Annotated in this window: 15 protein-coding genes; 13 read left to right on the forward strand and 2 right to left on the reverse strand. The window is 67.6% G+C overall.

The window, feature by feature from the left end; translation table 11 throughout:
• Positions 1-6: 6 nt before the first annotated feature.
• Both ARC78_RS15570 and ARC78_RS15575 read right to left on the reverse strand, forming a co-directional pair.
• Entirely contained in the window at positions 7-1,104 is a 1,098-nt protein-coding gene (locus ARC78_RS15570) for a dipeptide epimerase (RefSeq protein ID WP_054659146.1), read from the reverse strand.
• A complete protein-coding gene (locus tag ARC78_RS15575) occupies positions 1,101-2,561 on the reverse strand; it encodes a C40 family peptidase (protein ID WP_054659148.1) in 1,461 nt (486 codons plus the stop codon). The genes ARC78_RS15570 and ARC78_RS15575 overlap by 4 nt, the downstream gene beginning before the upstream one ends.
• Before the next feature lie 407 nt (positions 2,562-2,968).
• On the opposite strand from ARC78_RS15575, the gene ARC78_RS15580 reads away from it, so the two are divergent.
• From ARC78_RS15580 to hglS, 13 genes are all read left to right on the forward strand, one after another.
• A complete protein-coding gene (locus ARC78_RS15580) occupies positions 2,969-5,965 on the forward strand; it encodes a TonB-dependent receptor (RefSeq protein ID WP_054659150.1) in 2,997 nt (998 codons plus the stop codon).
• Positions 5,966-6,070: 105 nt separating this feature from the next.
• Positions 6,071-7,333 (forward strand): diaminopimelate decarboxylase, encoded by a 1,263-nt coding sequence (lysA, locus tag ARC78_RS15585; RefSeq protein ID WP_241772767.1) that lies wholly within the window; start codon positions 6,071-6,073, stop codon positions 7,331-7,333.
• Complete coding sequence (locus tag ARC78_RS15590) at positions 7,330-8,109, forward strand: N-acetylmuramoyl-L-alanine amidase (RefSeq protein ID WP_057506612.1); 780 nt, start codon at positions 7,330-7,332, stop codon at positions 8,107-8,109. Before lysA ends, ARC78_RS15590 begins: the two co-directional genes overlap by 4 nt.
• 22 nt (positions 8,110-8,131) lie before the next feature.
• Positions 8,132-9,700: a serine hydrolase domain-containing protein gene (locus ARC78_RS15595; RefSeq protein WP_241772768.1), complete on the forward strand. Its 1,569-nt coding sequence runs from the start codon at positions 8,132-8,134 to the stop codon at positions 9,698-9,700.
• Positions 9,701-10,174: 474 nt separating this feature from the next.
• Positions 10,175-13,066, forward strand: coding sequence for a TonB-dependent receptor (locus tag ARC78_RS15600; protein WP_057506613.1), 2,892 nt, complete (start codon positions 10,175-10,177; stop codon positions 13,064-13,066).
• A 141-nt stretch (positions 13,067-13,207) separates the two neighbouring features.
• Entirely contained in the window at positions 13,208-13,954 is a 747-nt protein-coding gene (locus ARC78_RS15605) for an N-acetylmuramoyl-L-alanine amidase (protein ID WP_096144994.1), read from the forward strand.
• A gap of 57 nt (positions 13,955-14,011) precedes the next feature.
• On the forward strand, positions 14,012-16,096 hold the full coding sequence (locus ARC78_RS15610; protein ID WP_057506614.1) for an N-acetylmuramic acid 6-phosphate etherase family protein: 2,085 nt from the start codon (positions 14,012-14,014) through the stop codon (positions 16,094-16,096).
• A 50-nt stretch (positions 16,097-16,146) separates the two neighbouring features.
• Entirely contained in the window at positions 16,147-16,809 is a 663-nt protein-coding gene (locus ARC78_RS15615) for a M15 family metallopeptidase (RefSeq protein ID WP_057506622.1), read from the forward strand.
• Positions 16,810-16,864: 55 nt separating this feature from the next.
• Positions 16,865-17,245, forward strand: coding sequence for a hypothetical protein (locus ARC78_RS15620; RefSeq protein ID WP_057506615.1), 381 nt, complete (start codon positions 16,865-16,867; stop codon positions 17,243-17,245).
• Between the two features lie 221 nt (positions 17,246-17,466).
• On the forward strand, positions 17,467-17,826 hold the full coding sequence (locus ARC78_RS15625) for an EF-hand domain-containing protein (protein WP_054660413.1): 360 nt from the start codon (positions 17,467-17,469) through the stop codon (positions 17,824-17,826).
• A gap of 82 nt (positions 17,827-17,908) precedes the next feature.
• Positions 17,909-18,655, forward strand: coding sequence for an HAD family hydrolase (locus tag ARC78_RS15630; protein ID WP_057506616.1), 747 nt, complete (start codon positions 17,909-17,911; stop codon positions 18,653-18,655).
• A gap of 116 nt (positions 18,656-18,771) precedes the next feature.
• Complete coding sequence (locus ARC78_RS15635; protein ID WP_145974375.1) at positions 18,772-19,242, forward strand: hypothetical protein; 471 nt, start codon at positions 18,772-18,774, stop codon at positions 19,240-19,242.
• Positions 19,243-19,336: 94 nt separating this feature from the next.
• Positions 19,337-20,695, forward strand: coding sequence for a 2-oxoadipate dioxygenase/decarboxylase HglS (hglS, locus tag ARC78_RS15640; protein WP_054659548.1), 1,359 nt, complete (start codon positions 19,337-19,339; stop codon positions 20,693-20,695).
• Positions 20,696-20,706 lie beyond the last annotated feature (11 nt).

The following is a 20,706-nucleotide window of genomic DNA, read 5'->3' on the forward strand; positions in this document are numbered from 1 at the left end:
TCGCGATCATGCGGCGATCATCTCCAGGCCGCGCACTTCGATGATGCCCAGGCCGGGCGCATTGGTGATGCTGATCTCCGATTCGTTGAAGATCACCCCGCCTTCGACCGGATTGAACTGGCTCAGCGACGGACCATCCAGATCGACCTTGCTGATCGCACCGGACTTGGCCACCGCCAGGTGCACGGCGGCGGCAACGCTGATGCTCGATTCGAGCATGCAGCCGATCATGCACGGCACGCCGTACAGCGCGGCGATGTCGGCGATCTTGATCGCGTTGGAGATGCCGCCGGTCTTCATCAGCTTGATGTTGATGATGTCCGCGGCGCCCTGCTGGATCAGGTCGAACACCTGGTGCGGGCTGAACACGCTCTCATCGGCCATCACCGGCGTGTTGACCCGCTCGGTGACGTACTTCATGCCGGCGATGTCGTTGGCCTTGACCGGTTGCTCGAGCAGTTCCAGCACCACGCCGGCGTTCTCCAGCGCGTTCATCGCGTACACCGCCTGCTTGGCGGTCCAGCCCTGGTTGGCATCCAGGCGCAGCAGGGCGCGACCTTCGACCGCGGCGTGGATCGCCTTGACCCGCTCGATGTCCAGGCCGATGTCCTTGCCGACCTTGATCTTCAGCGATTCGAAGCCGCGGTCCAGTGCCGACAGCGAGTCGGCCACCATCTTGTCGATGTAGTCCACGCTGATGGTGATGTCGGTGGTGATCACCGGGTCGCCGCCGCCCAGCATCTGGTACAGCGGCGCGCCGTGCAGCTGCGCCCACAGGTCGTAGATGGCGATTTCCACCGCCGCCTTGGCGCTGGTGTTGCGTTCCAGCGAGGACTGGATCAGGCCACAGATCCGGTTGAGGTTGCCGATGTCCTCGCCGATCAGGCGCGGCTTGATGAAGCTGTTGATGGCTTCGATGATCGAGCCGTGGGTGTCGCCGGTGATCACCGCCGTGGCCGGGGCCTCGCCGTAGCCGGTATGGCCGGTGTCGGTGCGCACCAGAACCACCACATCCTCCACCGATTCCACGGTGCGCAATGCGGTCTTGAACGGTGTTTTCAGTGGCACGCGGAGCATGCCCAGTTCGATGTCGGTGATCTTCATTTGGTGTCTTGCGGGCGGATGCGCTGGATGTTGGTGATGCGGTCGATATAGCTGGCGGTGTCGCTGGCCATCATCGGCTGCAGCGGGGTCACCGAGACGCCGTTGAGGCTGGCGTGCACGCGCTTGCCGTCGGCGCCGTACCAGCTGCCACCGGAGGTGTCGTGGATCACCCAGGTCAGGCCATTGGCGTCGCCCAGCATCATCATCACGTGGCCGGGGATGTAGACCAGGTCGCCGACCTGCAGCCCGGCGATCGCATCACTGCGCTTGGCCTTGCTGTCCTTGTCGGTGAAAGGAACGCGGTTCAAGGCCGGGCTGATCGCCTGCGCGCTGGTGTTGCGCGGCAGCAGCACGCCGAAGCTGCGGTAGATCTCCGAGACGAAGCCGCTGCAGTCGCGGGTGTCGTAGGAATGGCCCCAGCCGTAGCGCTCGCCGAGAAATTTGAACGCCTGGGTGATCAGGTTGGCCTGGGTCAGCGGCAGGTAGTCGTCGGAAGACTCTTGCGAACGCGGCAGCAGCGCCGGTGCGAAGCCGAGACTGCCATCGTCGTTGCGCACCGGCAGCTGGATCACATGGCCGGCATGGGCCTGCTGGCCGTTGACCGGCTCCATCGCCGGCCAGTCGGCCAGCACCGGCACGCGCAGGCCCATCTCCAGCTGCAGGTTGGACACACGCGGTTCCTCCGGTGTGTGTGCGGTGAAGGCCTTGCCCGCGGTGATCACCCGGTACGGCCCTTGCGCGCCGTAACCGAACACCTGCCCGGCGCTGCCGATCCCGATGAAACGCTTCTCCATCCATGCCGCGTAGCGTTCGCTGGCGACGAACACCCATTGGCCGTCGGCGCTTTCATGCAGCACCGCCACCGCGTCGCCGGGGAACAGCGCCGACTCCTGGAAACGGTCGATGTCGGTGTCGCCCTGGCTGCTGAACACCCGCAGCGCCGTGGGGAAAGCACGCAGCGCGGCGCGGTGCACCACCAGCCCGTACTGGATCGGGCGGCTGGCCGGAATGCGCTCCAGCGCCAGGTTGTCGCTGATCGCGCGCAGCTGGTCGGCGCCGACCCGCTTGCCCTGCACGTCGTACAGCGGGCGGGTTGGCAGGCGGGAGATGCCGTCGATGTGCTCGCGCACCAGTACTTCCGGCAGTGTCGCCGGCAGGGCGCGCAGGTCGATGATCGAAGTGTCGAGCTGGCGCATGCGCGCGTTCTGCGCGGCGATGGCGGCGCGGTCCAGGATCAGCTTGTCGGCATCGGGCAGTTGGGCGATCCACGGCTGCGGCGCCAGCAGGCGTTCCTCCAGTCCGATGATGCCGGCGTAGGCGGGTGCCTGCGCGGCCGGCTTGGGCGGTGACAGGGTCAGCGCGAACGCCGGTCCGGCGCACAGCGCCGTGGCAAGAATCAGGGCCCGGGTCAGCGGGGCGAGGCGTCGGTGCAACAGCTGCGCCGGAATGGTGGTCATTGGAGCGTTCCCCTCTGATGGTGCCTTGGAATATTTATTCCTTTCGCCAATTAAAGCAAGAATAAATTATTGACCGGCTGTCGGGTGCGTGGTACACAGCCGTCACCACCCTGCACCAGAGAAGTGTTGCCGTGGATCCAGCCATTCGCCAAATCTTCATCCCGTTGCTTCCCGCCAATCGATGTCCGGGCGGTGCGTTGCCGGGCCTGACGGTCGGCATGTCGGAGGGAGCGACAGGCGAGCCGGGCGAGGGTGGGCAACGCGGTCGCCTGCTGGCGCGCCGGGACAGGCAGCCTTTCCGTTTCGATCAGGGGAACTCCCACTGCCAGTGACCGGCTGTGCCACGGGCAGCGGCATAACAAGTTGTTTTGCGCGGTACTTTCAATATCTGCAGGAGAGAGCAGGGGATGAACACGAAAATGTTGAAGAAAGCGGCTTTGGCGGTTGCGCTGGGCGCGTGCCTGGGGGCGTTGGCGCCGAGCGCGATGGCACAGAGTGCCACCGGTGCGATCGCCGGCCGGGCAAGTTCCGGTGACCAGATCACCATCACCAACAAGGCCACCGGTCTGACCCGTACCGTGACCGTCGGCGCCGATGGTGCCTACCGCCTGAGCCAGCTGCCGGTCGGCGACTACAGCCTGCAGGTCAAGCGTGATGGCGAGACCGACAAGGAACCGCTGGGCGTGAACGTGTCGCTGGGCGGCACCACCACGGTCAACCTCGGTGGCGCCACCGCCGGCGGCGCGGTGACTCTGGATTCGGTGCAGGTGCTTGGTTCGCGCATCGTCAACCGCGTGGACGTGTACTCGACCGAGTCCTCATTCAACATCAACCGCGAAGAGCTTTCGCGCATGCCGGTGGACCAGAGCGTGGCCGCGGTCGCGTTGCTGGCGCCGGGCGTGGTGAGCTCGGGCTCAAGCTTCGGCGGCTTGAGCTTCGGCGGCTCCTCCGTCGCCGAGAACGTGGCCTACATCAACGGGCTGAACGTCACCGACCCCTATCGTCGCCAGGGCTTCTCGACGGTGCCCTTCAATTTCTACGAAGAGTTCCAGATCAAGACCGGAGGCTACTCGGCCGAGTTCGGCCGCAGCACCGGTGGCGTCATCAACGCCATCACCCGTTCCGGCAGCAACGAGTTCAAGGGCGGCGTCGAAGTCACCATGGAGCCCTCGGCATGGGCTTCGGCGAAGAAGGACCATTTCCATAGCGACGGCACCATCGACGAGCGCGACCGTACCAGCCGCGATCGCAGCCCGCTGACGAAGACCAATGTGTGGGCTTCCGGTCCGATCATGAAGGACAAGCTGTTCTTCTTCGCGATGTACGAGAACCGCGACAGCAAATCGCAGGACGTGGACACCACCGAGGCGTGGAAGACCAAGAGCAACAACGATTTCTGGGGCACCAAGCTCGACTGGTACATCAACGACAACAACCGCCTGGAGCTGCTGGCATTCTCGGACAAGGCCGATTCGGTCACCACCAGTTATGAGAACTACAACTGGGATACCAACATCTTCGGTGATTCCAGCGGCCAGAGCAGCGGTTCCTCCGGTGGCGACAACTGGTCGTTGACCTATACCGGCAGCCTCACCGACAACTTTGTCGCCAAGGCGATGTACGGCGTCAACAAGCGCAGTGCCATGAGCAACAGCCCGCTGGATGCCGAGTGCAGCATCATCACCCTGGCGTCCAGCTACACCAAGAAGTACGGCCCCAAGACCAACGAGGGCTGCCACCCGACCAATGCCGCCATCAGCAGCCGCGAGGACAAGCGAGAGGCGGCGCGCCTGGACTTCGAATGGACTTTGGGCGATCACCTGGTCCGCTTCGGCATGGACCAGGAGGTGATGGATTCGGACAGCTCGGTGGTCTATCCGGGCGACGGGTTCATGTACCAGGCACTGGTGGTGAACGCCGGTAGTTCGGTCAATGGCGTGGTGCTGCCCCCCGGCGTCACCGACATCATCGATGCGCGTTACAAGGTTACCGGCTCGCCGGTGAGCACCAAGGCGCAGGCGTTCTATGTGGAAGACAACTGGAATGTCACGCCGAACCTGCTGTTGAACCTTGGCGTGCGCTTTGACCAGTTCCACAACAAGCTGGCTTCCGGTGCGACCTTTGCCAAGAGCAAGTTCACCGACATGATCTCCCCGCGCCTGGGCTTCAGCTGGGACGTGAAGGGCGATGGCTCGATGAAGGTGTTTGGTAACGCCGGCCGCTACTACACCCCGCTCACCAACAAGATCGCCGACTACTTCGGTGGTGGTACCACCGACGAGCACACCTACTATGCGCTCAATGGCTGGGCACAGAAGCAAAGCTCGACCGGCAATACCTACCTGGTTCCAGTGCTCGGCCAGCAGATCGGCCCGGTGAACACCGATGGCAATGCCCCGGCACCGACGGATGTGCGCACGGCGGTGGCGCGTGACCTGAAGCAGGTCTTCCAGGACGAATACATCCTGGGCTTCCAGCAGGCGATCAACGAGGAGTGGTCCTACGGCGTGAACGCCACCTACCGCCGTATGACGCGTGCGGTGGAAGATGCGCGCATCAACCATGTGGAAGGCTGCGCCTGGTATTCCGGAGATTGGCCGATCATCAACCCGGGTGAAACCAATCAGCTGTGGTGCCCGGATACCGAGAGCTGGGTGACGCTGGATTCGTCCAAGGACGGCTACAAGGCCCTGGGCAGTGGCAACATCATGGGCTACAAGCGTCCCAAGCGTACCTACAAGGCGCTGGAGTTCCAGGTTGACCGTGCCTGGAATGACAAGTGGTCGTTCAATGCCAGCTACCTGCTGTCCAAGAGCGAGGGCAATATCGAAGGGCCGGTCAATTCGGATACCGGCTACAACGACACCAACCTGGTGCAGTACTACGATCACCCGGCCGTCAACGAGCGTTTCGGTGTCACCTTCAATGACGCCCGCCACCAGTTCAAGCTGCGCGGCACCTTCAAGCTCAATGAGCAATGGTCCTTCGGCAGCACGCTGTCGGCCCGCTCGGGCGGCCCGATCACCGCGTTCGGCGTGGTGTGGCCGGACGACAACCGCAATGCCGGTGGCCCGGGTGAATACAGTGGCGGTGGCTCCGGGTGGCTGTGCAAGGCCAACTGCTCGACCTGGGCGACCCGCGAGCTGGAGTATTCCGGACGCGGCGCCTTCGGCCGCATGCCCTGGGTGATCGATATGGGTGCCAGCGTGATGTGGACCTTGCCGGTGGAAGGCATCGACCTGAAGGCTCGCCTGTCGGTGTACAACCTGCTCAACCGGCAGACCGTGGTCAATGTGCACTCCCGCTACGAGAGCACCCCGGGGACAAAGATGCCTTACTTCGGCGAAGGCACCAATTGGCAGGCACCGCGCTATACGAATCTGGTGGTGACCTGGAACTTCTGAACCGGCCGCGTCCGTCAATGACGGTCCATCGGTTCTGAGATTCCCCTCCGGCGGCCCCGTGCAGTGGGGCCGCCTTTTTTCTGGAGCACTGCTTTGGAGCACGTTGTGGAAAAACATCGCCGGGACGGGTTGCCGGCCACGTTCGACCAGGTGGATCTGCCGGCGCTGGCCGCACGCGAAGGCACGCCGCTGTATGTGTACTCGGCCCCGGCGCTGCGCCAGCGCGTGCGGGCGCTGCGGCAGGCGCTGTCCGGCCTGAACGCCGGTATCCGCTATGCGGTCAAGGCCAATGGCAACGCGGCGGTGCTGCGCCTGCTGGCCGAGGAGGGCGCGGGGGCGGACATCGTTTCCGCCGGCGAGCTGGAACGCGCGCTGCGCGCGGGCATCGCCGCGGCCGATATCGTGTTCTCCGGGGTCGGCAAGTCCGATGCGGAGATCGTGCTGGCGCTGGAAGTGGGCATTGGCCGTTTCAACATCGAATCGCGGGCCGAGCTGGACAGCCTCCAGCGCATCGCCGCCGCGCGCGGGCTGATGGCCACCGCCGCGGTGCGGATCAATCCGGACGTGGACGCACAGACCCACGCCAAGATCTCCACCGGCAAGGCCGAGAACAAGTTCGGCGTTTCCATCGCCGAGGCCCGCGGCTGGTTCCAGGCGCGGGCGCAATGGCCGAATGTGCGCCTGGACGGGCTGCACATGCACATCGGCTCGCAACTGCTCAGCCTGGCGCCGGTACGCGAGGCACTGGCACGCATGGCCGCGTTCTGGAAAGAGCTGGAAGCGGCGGGCCATCCCATCGCCAGTATCGATGTCGGTGGCGGACTGGGCGTGCGTTACCGCGAAGGCGAACAGGCGCCGGATGCGCGCGAGTACGCCGCGGCGATCGCGCAGGCGCTGGCCGGCTTCGGCGGCCGCATCCTGGTCGAGCCGGGCCGCTGGCTGGTGGCCGAGGCCGGCTTGCTGCTCAGCCGCGTGCTGCTGGAAAAACACGGCCAGGAACGCCGCTTCCTGGTGCTGGACGCGGCAATGAACGACCTGCTGCGGCCAACGCTGTATGACGCCTGGCACGACATCGTGCGTATCGATGGCGGGCAGGCGTCGGTTCGCTACGACGTGGTCGGGCCGGTATGCGAGACCGGCGACACCTTCGCCACCGATCGCCTGCTGCCGCCCTGCGCGGCCGGCGAGCTGGTCGCGATCCTCGGCGCCGGTGCCTATGCCGCCTCGATGGGTTCGACCTACAACTCGCGGCCGCTGCCGGCCGAGGTGCTGGTGGACGGTGATCGCTATGCGCTGGTGCGGCGCCGGCAGACGCTGGACGAGCTGCTCGCGGCCGAACTGCCGGCCACCGAATGGAGGCGGACATGAGCGCGGGCGCTGTGGCATGCCGATCGCGCTGGGCGCGCGGCCTGCTGGCGCTGCTGCTGGTGGCCCTGGTCTCGGGCTGTGCGCATCACAATCCGCTCGCGCAGTGGGCACGCTCGCCCAACCACGACACGCGCCGGCCGGTGCTGGTGGTGCTGCACTACACCGCCGGCGAGACCGCCGAAGGCAGCCTGCGCACCCTGCAGACGGCCAACAGCAACGGGCCGGTCAGCGCGCACTACCTACTGGGCAAGGACGGCACGCTGTACCAGCTGGTCGATGAGCGCAAGCGCGCCTGGCACGCCGGCGGCGGGCGCTGGGGCGCGATCACCGATATCAATTCGGCCTCGATCGGTATCGAGATCGACAACGATGGCCGCTCGCCGTATCCGGAGGTGCAGATCGAACGGCTGATCGTGCTGCTGGACGATCTGACCACGCGCCTGGGCATCCCGCGCAGCCAGATCATCGGCCACCAGGATCTGGCACCGGGGCGCAAGATCGATCCGGGCCCGCTGTTCCCGTGGCGGCGCCTGTACCAGGCCGGATTCGGCATCTGGCCGGATCCGGCGGCCGGCGAGCCGCCAGCCGCGTTCGATGGCTGGCTGGCGCTGGCCGCGCTGGGCTATCCGCTGGAGGATCCGGCGGCGACGCTGCGCGCGTTCCGCCACCGCTTCCGCGGCATCGACAGCGACAGCGCGGTGCTGGAGGAGGAAGACCGCCGCATCCTGCATGCGCTGACCCGGCCGCTGTTGCCGGCCGCCGTGCCGGCGCCCTGATCCACGACCGAGGACCCTGACGATGCCGTTTACCGCCTGGCCGCGTATGGCCGCCCTGGCGCTCGCCTGCGGGCTGGCGCTTCCCTCTGCCGCCACCCCGGCGTCCTCGCCGGCACCGGTGGAGACGCTGGTCGAGCAGGCGATGGCGCACTACCGGCTGCCCGGTATCGCGGTCGGGGTGATCGAGGATGGCCGGATCGTGCAGGTCGTCACCCGCGGCGAGCAGGCCGCCGGTCTGGGGCCGCCGGTCGATGCCGACACGCTGTTCAAGATCGCCTCCAACACCAAGGCGATGACCGGCGCGGTGCTGGCGCGGCTGGTCCAGGCCGGCACGCTGCGCTGGGAAGACCCGGTGACGAAACATCTGCCCGGGTTCCGCATGTACGACCCGTGGGTGACCGCCAATCTGCAGGTGCGCGACCTGCTGATCCACAACAGCGGCCTGGGGCTGGGCGCCGGCGATTTGATGCTGTGGCCGGAGCCGAACCGCTTCAGCCGCCAGGACATCCTCGCCGGACTGGCCCACCTCAAGCCGGTGGGCAGCTTCCGTGCCGACTACGCCTACGACAACCTGCTGTATGTGGTCGCCGGTGAGGTCGCCGCGGCGGCGGCCGGCAAGCCGTATGCGACCCTGGTGCGCGAGGAGATCTTCCAGCCGCTGGGGCTGACGCGCTGCCAGGTGGGGCAATGGTCGGCCGCGGCGGTCGGCAATATCGCCCGGCCGCATTACCGCCAGGGCGCGCGCAATATCGCCGTGGACGCCGATCCGGACACCGTGGCTGACTTCCCGTCCGCCGCGGCCGGCGGCGTGCGCTGCAGCATCAACGACATGCTGCGCTGGATGCAGGTGCTGCTCGATCCGGCGCAGGCGCCGGGCTGGCTGGACGCCGCCCAGCGGCGCGCGCTGTGGACGGCGCACATGCCGATGCCGGTCGGCCAGCGCCTGCGCGACTGGGACAACACCCACTTCCACGCTTATGGCTACGGCTGGCGGCTGTCGGACATGGACGGCCAGTGGAAGGTCGCCCATACCGGCACGCTGTCGGGCATGTATTCCTCGCTGGCGCTGCTGCCGGACCGGCGCACCGGCGTGGTGATCCTGATCAACGGCGAGGGCGAGGCGGCCCGCACCGCGCTGATGCAGGCGCTGCTCAAGCGCTATACCGCCCCGCAGGAGGCCGGCGACGTGCTGCATTACGCCGGGCTGCTGGAGCGCGAGGCCGCGCAGCGGCGGTCGGCCGGCCAGGTGCGCCCGGTGCTGGCGCCGCCGGTGGTGGTGACGCCGGCGCAGGTCGGGGCCGATGCCGGGGTCTGGAGCGATCCGTGGTTCGGCCGGGTGACGCTGTGCCCCGGCGAAGGCGGGATGCTGTGGGTGTCGGACAAGTCGCCGGCCATGCGCGCGCGGCTGGTGCAGTCCGGTGGGCGGCGCTGGCTGCAGTGGCTGGCGCTGGGCGAAGACGCCGAGGCCTGGCTGGAGTTCTCCGGTGCCGGCACGCAGCGGCGCATGCAGCTGCGCGCGATCGATCCGGACATCGACTTCAGCTACGACTTCCAGGACCTGGAGTTCCGCCGGCTGGGGGATTGCCCCTGAGCGGGCGGGCGGCGCCGGGCAGGCACCCGGCGAATCGCCTGCTGCGGCGCACAAAAATATTTTATTTTTCTGCACCCCCAAGCTTGGGAATACTTTATTGACCGTTTGATTCAGGTCATGTTAAACAACTGTAAATCCGTGCTGTCCGTCAAGCCGCGCCGGTATTGAACGGAACGCAAGCGTCCACGCAGGCACCAGCAGCAGCCGGCCGCGGGGGCGGCAGGAGCAGGCGGGCGCCGGTCGGGCCCGGGTAGTTGCAGGTCGGGGCTGACAGGGAGGCACCCCGGGCAGTGCAACCAGGGAAGGAGGGAGACGTCCCGGGGAGGGACGTCCCTGTGATGCGTTGGCGGCCTTGTTGCCGCCATTGCAGGAGGGAGCGGTGCACGGTCGTCCTGTTTCCGGAAACGGGCGGGCAGTGGACCGGGCCGCTTCCAGAGCACCCACCGTAATGCGCCCTTTGGAGAGAAAGAGAGCATGCCCGCCTTGTCCCGTCCCGCACGTCGTCACCACCTCAGCGCCGCAGTGCTGCTTGCACTGGGCAGCCCGCTGGCCGCCTTCGCCCAGACCTCGCCGGCCACGGCTGCGGCCGGCTCGCCCGAGGCCCGCACCCTGGACCGCGTCTCGGTCACCGGTTCGCGTATCCAGCGCACCGACGTGGAGGCCGCGCTGCCGGTCACCATCATCCAGAAGGCCGAGATCGAGGCGCAGGGCATCACCTCGGCCGAACAGCTGCTGCAGCAGCTGAACATCGCCAGCAGCGGTCCGGACAGCCTGGCCGCCAACAGCGGCGTCGCCCCACCCGGAACCCGCGGCAACAACGGCGTGTCCGGCGCCAACCTGCGCGGCCAGGGCGCCGACGCGACGCTGGTGCTGCTCAACGGCCGCCGGGTCGCCGCCCATGGCCTGGCCGGCCAGGTGGTGGATCTGAACTCGATTCCCTTCGCCGCGATCGAGCGGGTGGAAGTGCTGCGCGATGGCGCCTCGGCGGTGTACGGCACCGACGCCATCGGCGGGGTGATCAACTTCATCACCCGCACCAACTACCAGGGGATCACCCTGACCTCCGGCGCCGACGTCACCCAGGAAGGCGGCGGCAACATCTACCACGCCAGCCTGCTCGGTGGCTGGGGTGATCTGGACAGCGACCGCTGGAACGTCTGGGCCGCGGTCAACGCCAAGAAGAACAAGATCCTGCGCGGCAACCAGCGCGATTTCGTCAACAGCTTCCAGCCCGAGCGCGGGCTGTCGCCGGACACGCGTGGCACCCCGTTCGCCAACATCGTCAGCGGCACCGGCAGCCTGATCGGCGGCGGCCTGCGCGACCCGGCCAGCGGCCTGACCAAGACCACGGTCAACACCTTGGATCTGCCCGGCGGTGCCGGCTGCGAGGCCGGCGGCGACATGATGGGCCCGTACGACGACAAGATCTGGGCCAGCCCCGGCGCCAGCTTCGGCTGCGCCTGGGACTATGGCCGCGCGCGCACCATCCAGCAGCCGGTGGATACCGTGCAGGGTGTCGGCCGCGCCACCTTCCGGCTCGGCGACAGCCACGAGTTCTACGCCGAGCTGATGGGCTCGAAGGTGACCTCCAAGCGCCAGTTCGAGGCGCAGCAGATCACCACCAGCATCAATGCCAGCGCCACCCAGCTCGACGCCTACGAGCTCAACGCCAACACCCAGGCCACCTACGACGCGGTCTACAACCAGCTGCAGGGCTATTTCGGCAACCAGGCCAACCTGGTCTATGGCCGGCCGATCGCCTACCGCTGGCGCTGCGAGGTCTGCGGCCCGCGCCAGATCGAGACCAGCACCAAGGCCTACCGCCTGCTGTTCGGCATGACCGGCACGCTGGGCACGTGGGATTACGATGTCGGTCTGTCGCGCGCGCAGAGCAAGGCCGAATCGACCACCGCGGGCGGCTACTACTTCACTCCGCAGCTGAAGGCCGCGTTGAAGAGCGGCCTGCTCAATCCGTTCCTGATGCCCGGCCAGGCGCAGTCGCAGGCCGGCCGTGACGCGCTGGCCGCGGCCGATGCCAGCGGCCTGCAGATCTATGAGGGCACCTCGACCACCACCACCTTCGATGCCAGTTTCAGCGGCGGCCTCGGCTTCACGCTGTGGGGCGAGGACCAGGTGCAGGCCGCGGTGGGGGTGGACCTGCGTCGCGAGGAATACGAATTCGGCGGTCCGGCCGAATGGCTGGCCGGCAACGCCTATGTGTTCGGCGTGCCGGGCGATGCGGCCAACTACATGTCGCCCAAGCAGCGCAACGTGAAAGCGGCGTTTGCCGAGTTCAACCTGCCTGTGCTCGACAGCCTGGAGCTGAACCTGGCGGTGCGCCATGACCGTTATGACGGTTTCGGTGGCACCACCAATCCGAAGTACTCGCTGAAGTGGCAGCCGATCGACTGGCTGGTGTTCCGCGGTTCCTACAGCACCGGTTTCAAGGTGCCGGACTTCGCCAAGCTGTTCCGCGGCATCACCGAGACCCAGTACACCGGTCTGGACCTGGCCGATCCGGCGACCTGCCCGCGCGGCCAGTACAACCCGGACGTGGCCGCCTGCAGCGTGCAGATCCGCCCGGACATCATCACCGGCGGCAATCCGAACCTGAAGCCGGAAGAAGCCGAACAGCGCAGCATCGGCTTCGTGCTGGCGCCGTGGGATGCCTTCAACCTCAGCGTCGACTGGTGGGAGATCGAACGCACCAACACGATCCGTAGCGGTTTCAACCTGTCCACGATGACCGCGAACTACCCGCTGTATGCGTCCAACTTCATCCGTGACGCCAGCGGCACGATCATCGCGATCGACCAGCGCTTCATCAACACCGGTGGCACGCTGACCCGCGGTATCGAGCTGGACGCCAACCTGCGTGGCGAACTGGCCGGCGGTGCCTGGAACGTGCACCTCAACGGCAATTATCTGGACACCTTCAAGACCAAGACCTTCGACAACCTGCCCTACAGCGACAACCTGGTCGGCGAGTACGAGCGCTACTTCAACCTGCCGATCAAGTGGAAGCACACCGTCAGCCTGGGCTGGGCCCGCGGCGACTGGGCGCACACGCTGACCCAGGTCTACCGGGGCGGTTACAAGGACTGGAAGCCCGGCGGCATCGTCAACGGCTACACCCCGCCGGCGTGGGATCCGAACGTGGATGCCTACACCACCTACAACTACAGCCTGACCTGGAGCGGCATGGAAAACCTGAAGGCGACCTTCGGCATCCGCAACCTGCTCAACACCGATCCGCCGTTCACCGTGCGCTATCTGGATGATGGCGACGGCGCCGGCTGGGAGGCGCGCGTGGCCGACCCGCGCGGCCGTTCGTTCAACGTGCTGCTTGAATACCGCTTCCGCTGATGCGGGCGGGATGCTGAAAGTGCGAGGGTGCCGCCGCCGGTCCGCCGGCGGTGGCACGGTTGTCGTGACAGACCCGTGCTGCGGGGCAATGCCCACCGCCGGACGGGTCGCTACTGGACCGCGGTGATGATGAGAACCCCGATGAAACTGCTGTTGCCCGTGGCGCTGGTGGCGCTGCTGGGGGCCTGCGCGCAGACCCCGTCGCGCAATCCGCTGGCGACCTGGGTGCCGTCCGCCAACCAGGACCTGCGCCGGCCGGTGCTGATCGTCATCCACTTCACCCAGCAGGACTCGGTGCAGCAGAGCCTGGACACACTGCGCGGCCGCAACAGTGGCGGCCCGGTCAGCGCGCACTATCTGATCGGTGCCGATGGCCGGCGTTTCCAGCTGGTCAGTGACGAACGCCGCGCCTGGCACGCCGGTGCCGGCAGCTGGGCCGGATGGCGCGATATCAATTCGGTGTCGATCGGCATCGAACTGGACAACGATGGCAGCACGCCGTTCGCCGCGGCGCAGATCGACAGCCTGCTGGTGCTGCTGGAGGACCTGTGCACGCGGCTGCGCATTCCGCGCACGCAGATCATCGGCCACCAGGATATGGCGCCCACCCGCAAGCCCGATCCGGGCCCGCTGTTTCCATGGCAGCGGCTGGCCGAGGCCGGCTTCGGCCGCTGGCCGGCCGCCGATGCGCCGCCGGCACCGGCCGGGTTCGACCCGTGGACGGCGTTGCGGCTGATCGGCTATCCGCTGGAGGACCGCGCCGCCACCGTGCGCGCGTTCCGCAACCACTATCGCGGCCAGGGCGGCGAGGCGCTCGATGCCGAGGACCTGCGCATCCTGCATGCCCTGGCACCGGTCGATCTTCCGCCGCCAGCGGCAAGCCACTGAGGGGTGCCTATGTCCCGGCTGAAACCCGTCTTTTCTTCCCGTCACCGGTGCCTTGCCATGAGCCTCGCCCTGACCCTGCTGGCGGTGTGTCCGCTTGCCTCCGCCAGCGAGCGGCTGGGGCTGGTGGCGTCCGCGGAATCGACCCAGTTCGTGCAGCAGCGCGGCCAGTTCCAGCTGCACACGCTATTGACCGAGCAGCGCCATCCCAAGACCTGGAACCTCAGCGACGTGGCCGCCGCCGATCCGGCGCAGGCGCTGTCGCAGCTGCTGTCGGTGGACGAGGATGTGGCCATCGCGCTGGCGGCGCTGGCCGACGATCCGCAGCGCATGGCCGCGCTGCAGGCCGCCTCGGCGGCGGTGCAAGGTGCGCTGCGTGATGGCCACCGGATCTATTTCTACGGCACCGGCTCGACCGGGCGTCTGGCCGAAACCCTGGAAAGCGGGCTGTGGCGTCCGTTCTGGCACCGGCTGCAGGCCGATCCGGTGTGGCCGCAGCTCGCCGGGAGGCTGCCGCCAGCACTGGGCGAGCGGGTACGCGGCCAGATCACCGGCGGCGACCGCGCCCTGATCAGTTCGCTGGAAGGCTTCGAGGACCTGCCGCTGATCGGCGCGCTGCAGCTGCGCGATGACGGCATCGGCGCCGGGGATGTGGTGTTCGCGGTGACCGAAGGCGGCGAGACCTCGGCGGTGATCGGGACCGCGCTGGCCGCCGCCGACCAGCGCGGTCCCGGCACCGACCGGGTCTGGTTCGTCTACAACAACCCCGATGCGGTGCTGCGCCCGTTCGAGCGCAGCCAGCGGGTGCTCGATGACGCCCGCATCGGCAAGATCGCACTGCCGACCGGGCCGCAGGCGATCACCGGCTCGACCCGCATGCAGGCCACCACCACCAGCCTGTATGTGCTCGGACTGGTGCTGGAGGATGCGCTGCGCGCGCTGTTGCTGCCGCAGCTGGCGCCGGCCGATGCGCAGCGGCTGGGGCTGGATTCGCGCGACACCCTCGCCACCCGCCTGCGTGGCTTTGCCCGACTGCAGCAGGCCGTGGCGGCCCATGCGCCGCAGCTGGCGCGCTGGACGCAGCGCGAGGCCCAGGCCTATGCCGACGGCCATCACGCGACCTATCTGGCCGGGCAGGCGCTGATGCCGGTGTTCGTCGATGTCACCGAGCGCGCGCCGACCTTCCGCTTGGCGCCGCTGGACCGTACCGACACCGCGCCGCCGGCCTCGTGGATCCGCGTGTGGGCGCCGGTGGACACGCCGCAGGCGGCCTGGGAGACGCTGCTGCAGCGGCCGTTCCAGGGCCTGGAGGCGGCCCGTTACCGCCCCGCGTTCGAGCAGGTGGACGATCCGGCCCTGCGCCAGACCGCGCTGCGCAGCCTGGAACGCGCCGGCGGCGAACAGCAGGCGCTGTACGACCTGTCGTGGTCGGCGGACAACCGCCAGCGGCTGCCGCCGCAGCCCGGTGATCTGGGCGTGCTGCTGCGCTATGCCGACGAACCGCTGGATACGCTGGCCCGGCAATGGTGGCAGACCTTCGACCGTGCCGGGGCCGGGGTGCTCACCGTGACGGTGGGCCAGCCCCGGGATGGCAGCCAATCGGTGCCGGTGCCTGCCGGTGCCGGGCCGGACATCGTGCTGGACCTGCCGCAAGGCAACGATCCGCTCGGTCTGGACCGCACGCTGGCACTGAAGATGGCGCTCAATGCCCATTCCACCGCGGTGATGGCACGGCTTGGCCGCACCGTCGGCAACACCATGACCGCGGTGCAGCCGGGCAACCTCAAGCTGATCGGCCGCGCCACCTACCTGATCCAGGCGCACGTCAATCCGGTGCTGGAGAGTGCGCGCTGGCGGCAGCGGCACGGTGCCACCGCGGCCTTGAGCTATGCCGAAGCCAACGCGCTGCTGTTTGAGGCCATCGCCCGGCGCGCGGTGTTGCCCGAAACGGGCAAACTGCCGGAAGTGGAACTGGCGATCGTCGCGGCGCTGGAGCGCCTGGACAGTGGCAACCCGCTGGACTGGCCCGGTGCCGCGCAGCAGCTGCGCGACCATGGCTTGAATGGTTATCTGCGCGGCTGGGCGGACGCCGCGCAGCCGCAGGCGCCGCCGGCCGCTGCGGTGGACAATGGACAATCACGGTGAGGGAGGCTGGCATGGTTTTTTCGCGTACCGGTGGCTGGGGGCTGCTGTTGATGGCGGCCAGTGCCGGCGCCGCCCCGGCGGTATCGCCGGCCAGTGGTCCGCAGCAGGCCGGCATGCGCGATGTGGCCACGCTGGCGCCGGGGTTCGACCTGGAGATGCGCTACGCCGGCAGCGACAACTTCACCGGCCGTCCGGTGCCCGGTTACGAGGCGCCACACTGCTATCTGCTCGACGCCCCGGCGCAGGCCCTGGCACGGGTACAACGCGCCTTGCAGGCGCAAGGCCATGCCTTGCGTCTGTACGACTGCTATCGGCCGGTGCGCGCGGTGCAGGCCTTCGTGGTCTGGGCGCATGATCCGGCCGACCAGCAGGCCAAAGCCCGCTACTACCCGAACATCGACAAATCCCGGCTGCTGGACGGCTATATCGCCGAGCACTCCGGGCACAGCCGCGGTGCCACGGTCGACCTAGGTCTGCTCGATTGCCGCCAGGGGCCGTGTGTTGCACTGGACATGGGCACCGGCTTCGACCACTTCGACCTGAAGGCGCATACCGACAGCCCGGACATCAGCGCCGCGCAACGCGCCAACCGCCAGCTGCTGGTCGCCGCGATGCAGGCCGAGGGTTTTGCCAACTACCCGATGGAATGGTGGCATTTCACCTTCCAGCCCGAGCCCACGCCCGACACCGCCTACGATTTCCCGGTGCAGTGACGCCGGTGCCGGCGGGTAGACTGCGTGTCCCTGTTCCGGAGCGGTCGACGCGCCCATGAATCTGGTTCTGCATTTCGGCCTGCTGGGCTCGCTGGAGGCGGCGCTGATCGCGCTGGCGATCGGTTTCGTCGTGTTCGCGCTGTGGTGGCAGGTCTGCCGGCGCAACGGGCTGTCACACGGGCACGCGATCGCCTGGGCCAGCCTGATCGCCTGTGCCCTCGCCGCGGGCGTGGACAGCTGGAACCTGTTCTATCTGGGCATGGTGCGGCTGGAGTCGCCGCTGTACGCGCGCCTGGCGCTGGCCGGCATCCACGATCCGGATCAACTGGGCCTGCGGGTGCTGCTGGAAGTGCTCGGTGCGGTGATCGGCGTCGGGCTGGGTTGGTGGTGGTTCATCTCGCGCCATCAGCCTTCTGACGACAGCGATGTCGCTTAAATACCGTTCCAATCGCATATCAGCGCGATGGGTGGAACGCTTGAATGCGCCGCTTACTTTCCTGTCACGAGGCGCTAACGCCGCAGTAGCCGCTGCTGGTGCGACAAGGGTTAAGGCAATGTCTTTCGCTGTTTTCCAGCGACAAGACCGTTCAGCCAAGGCTTGTCAGGGTTGGTTCCGCGCAGTTGATGCGCTTTTCCAAGCTGACGAGGAAATACCCGATGACCCTTCGTAATCGAACCCCGCTGTTCGCCCTGGTTGCTGTGGTGGGTTCGGCGCTGGCGCTGCCGGCGATGGCGCAAAGTGCCGCCCAAGAGCAGGCTGCCGCCGCACAGGTCCAGGCACAGCAGGCGCAGGAAGCTGCCGCGGACGCTTCCGCGCATGCGGCCCAGGCCTCGGCGGCGGCCAATGGCGGCCAGACTTGGGCCAGCATGGACGCCGACAGTGACGGCAGCATCAGCAAGACCGAGGCGCAGGCCAATGCAGGGTTGGCGCAGGTGTTCGAGCAGGCCGACAGCGACAAGGACGGCCTGCTGACCCCGGACGAGTACCGCAGTTACGTCGCGGCCCAGCAGAACTAGGCCGCCCCGCGGTGAGGGAGGAAAGGGCGGCCGCTGCCGCCCTTTTCTTTGAGCTGCCTGCGGCCGGGTTTATCCTGTGCCCATGAACAGCGCAGACATTTCCGCCATCGGCCTGGTCGGCTTCGATGGTGATGACACGCTCTGGAAGAGCGAAGACTACTACCGCGCCGCCGAGCAGGAATTCGAGAGCATCCTTGGCCACTACATCGACCTGCACGACGCCGGCACCGCCCAGCACCTGTTGAAGGTGGAGCGCCGCAACCTGGCCGTGTTCGGTTATGGCGCCAAGGGTATGACCCTGTCGATGCTGGAAGCGGCCATCGAACTGACCGGCGAGAAGATCTCCGCCACGCACCTGCACCAGATCATCGAGATCGGCCGCCGCACCCTGCAGCATCCGGTGGATGTCATCGACGGCGTGCGCGAGGCGGTGGCGGCCATTGCCGCCGACTATCCGGTGGTGCTGATCACCAAGGGCGATCTGTTCCACCAGGAGCAGAAGATCGAGCGCTCCGGGCTGCGGGATCTGTTCCCGCGCATCGAGATTGTTTCGGAGAAGGACCCCGCCACCTATGCGCGGGTGCTGGCCGAGTTCAACCTGCCGGCCGAGCGCTTCGTGATGATCGGCAACTCGCTGCGCTCGGATATCGAACCGGTGCTCGGTCTGGGCGGCTGGGGCATCCATACCCCGTATGCGGTGACCTGGGCGCATGAAGCCGAGCACGGGGTGTCGGCCGATGCGCCGCGGCTGCACCAGGCCGATACCGCCCACCAGTGGCCGGACGCGGTGCGTGCGATCGCCGCACAGGCGGCGCCGCAGGGCCGCTGAGCATGTCCGCGCCGGTGCCACAGCCTCATCCCCGGACCGGGCGCCTGCACGGCGTGCTGCTTTGGTGTGCGGCACTGATGGCTGTGCCGGGGGTGCATGCGCAAGATCCCGCCCCCGTGCAAACGGAGACGGTCGCGCCGGCCTATGCCCCGGGCACCGGTGATGCCTGGGTGGATCGCCAGCTGGCTGATATCAATGCCTATGCCGCGCGCTATCCCGATGCGTTCGTCGATGAGCTGGCGCGCTATGCCGGCGCCCATCCGCGCTATGTGACCGCGCTGCTGCAGGAGCACGGCTGGAACGCCGGGGATATCTATTTCGCCTGCGTCTGGGGCCAGGTCGCCGGTGGCGGCTGTCGCGAGTGGGTACGCGCCCGCACGCGCCTGCCGCAAACCGGCTGGAGAGAGGTTGTGGAGAGCCGGCAGCCGGCGCCGGATAACCTGCACTGGCGCGCGCTGCGCCACGCCATCGTCGCCAGTTTCGACCACTGGGACCGGCCGATCACGCTGGATCCGCTGCTGAAGCGCCAGCTCGGGGATCGCGCGCAGCGCGACGCTGCCGCGCTCAAGGCGGCAGCCAGCGACTGAGGACACGCGGCTTTGCTGCTGTGCGGATAGGCTTTGTGACCGCTTCCGGGCGAAAATGGCCGCTTCCTTCGATTCCGCGCCAGCGCGCCTTGTCATGACCGCCGACCGTTTCGTTTCGCCCGACCATATCCGCAGCCTGTTCTCGCAGGCGATGTCGCACATGTACCGCACCGAAGTGCCTTTGTACGGCACGCTGGTGGAACTGGTGGCAGAGGTGAACGCGAAAGTGCTCGCCGCCCAGCCGGCGCTGGCCGAGCAGATGCAGCGCAGCGGCGAGCGCGAGCGCCTGGACGTGGAGCGCCACGGCGCGATCCGTGTCGGCACCGCCCAGGAGCTGGCCACGCTGCGCCGGCTGTTCGCGGTGATGGGCATGTACCCGGTGGGCTATTACGACCTGTCGGTGGCGGGTGTGCCGGTGCACTCCACCGCGTTCCGCCCGGTCGATGGCGAATCGCTCAACCGCAATCCGTTCCGCGTGTTCACCTCGCTGCTGCGGCTGGAGCTGATCGAGGATGACGCCCTGCGCGCGCAGGCGGCCGAAATCCTGTCCCGCCGCACCATCTTCACCGCTGGCGTGCTGCAACTGATCGAACAGTGCGAACGTGACGGCGGCCTGGGCGAGGACGACGCCTGGCGTTTCGTGGTGGAAGCGCTGGAAACCTTCCGCTGGCACAACGAGGCCACCGTGTCGCTGGAAACCTATCGCGCGCTGCTTGGCGCGCACCGGCTGGTGGCGGACGTGGTCAGCTTCCGCGGGCCGCACATCAACCACCTCACCCCGCGCACCCTGGATATCGACGCTGCGCAGGTGCAGATGCAGGCGCGCGGGCTGGCGGCCAAGGCGGTGATCGAAGGTCCGCCGCGCCGGCAGTGCCCGATCCTGCTGCGCCAGACCAGCTTCAAGGCGCTGGAGGAAATGGTGCATTTCCCGTCCGGTGCCGATAACCAGGCGGGCACCCACACCGCGCGTTTTGGCGAGATCGAGCAGCGCGGGCTGGCACTGACGCCGAAGGGCCGCGCGCTGTACGACGCCCTGTTGGCCGACGCCCGGGGTGGTGCTGGCAGTACCGGCGACGACTACATGCAGCGGTTGCAGGCCGCTTTTGCGGGTTTCCCGGATGACCACGACCGTCTGCGTCGCGAAGGCCTGGGCTACTACCGCTATGCACTGACCGAAGCCGGCCGTGCACTGCCGCCAGCCGGGCGCGATCTGCCGGCCGAAGTCCTGATCGAACGTGGTCTGGCCACCGCCGATCCGATCATCTACGAGGATTTCCTGCCGGTCAGTGCGGCCGGTATCTTCCAGTCCAACCTGGGCGGCGACGAGCAGCGCGCCTATGCCGCACGCGCCAACCGCGCGGCGTTCGAGCAGGCGTTGGGCGCGCCGGTGAGCGACGAGTTCGCCATCTACGAACGCCTGCAGGCCGAGTCGCTGGCGCAGCTGGCCAGCTGACGGTTCCTGCC

This window comes from Stenotrophomonas pictorum JCM 9942 (assembly GCF_001431585.1).
GTDB classification, from domain to species: Bacteria; Pseudomonadota; Gammaproteobacteria; order Xanthomonadales; family Xanthomonadaceae; genus Stenotrophomonas; species Stenotrophomonas pictorum.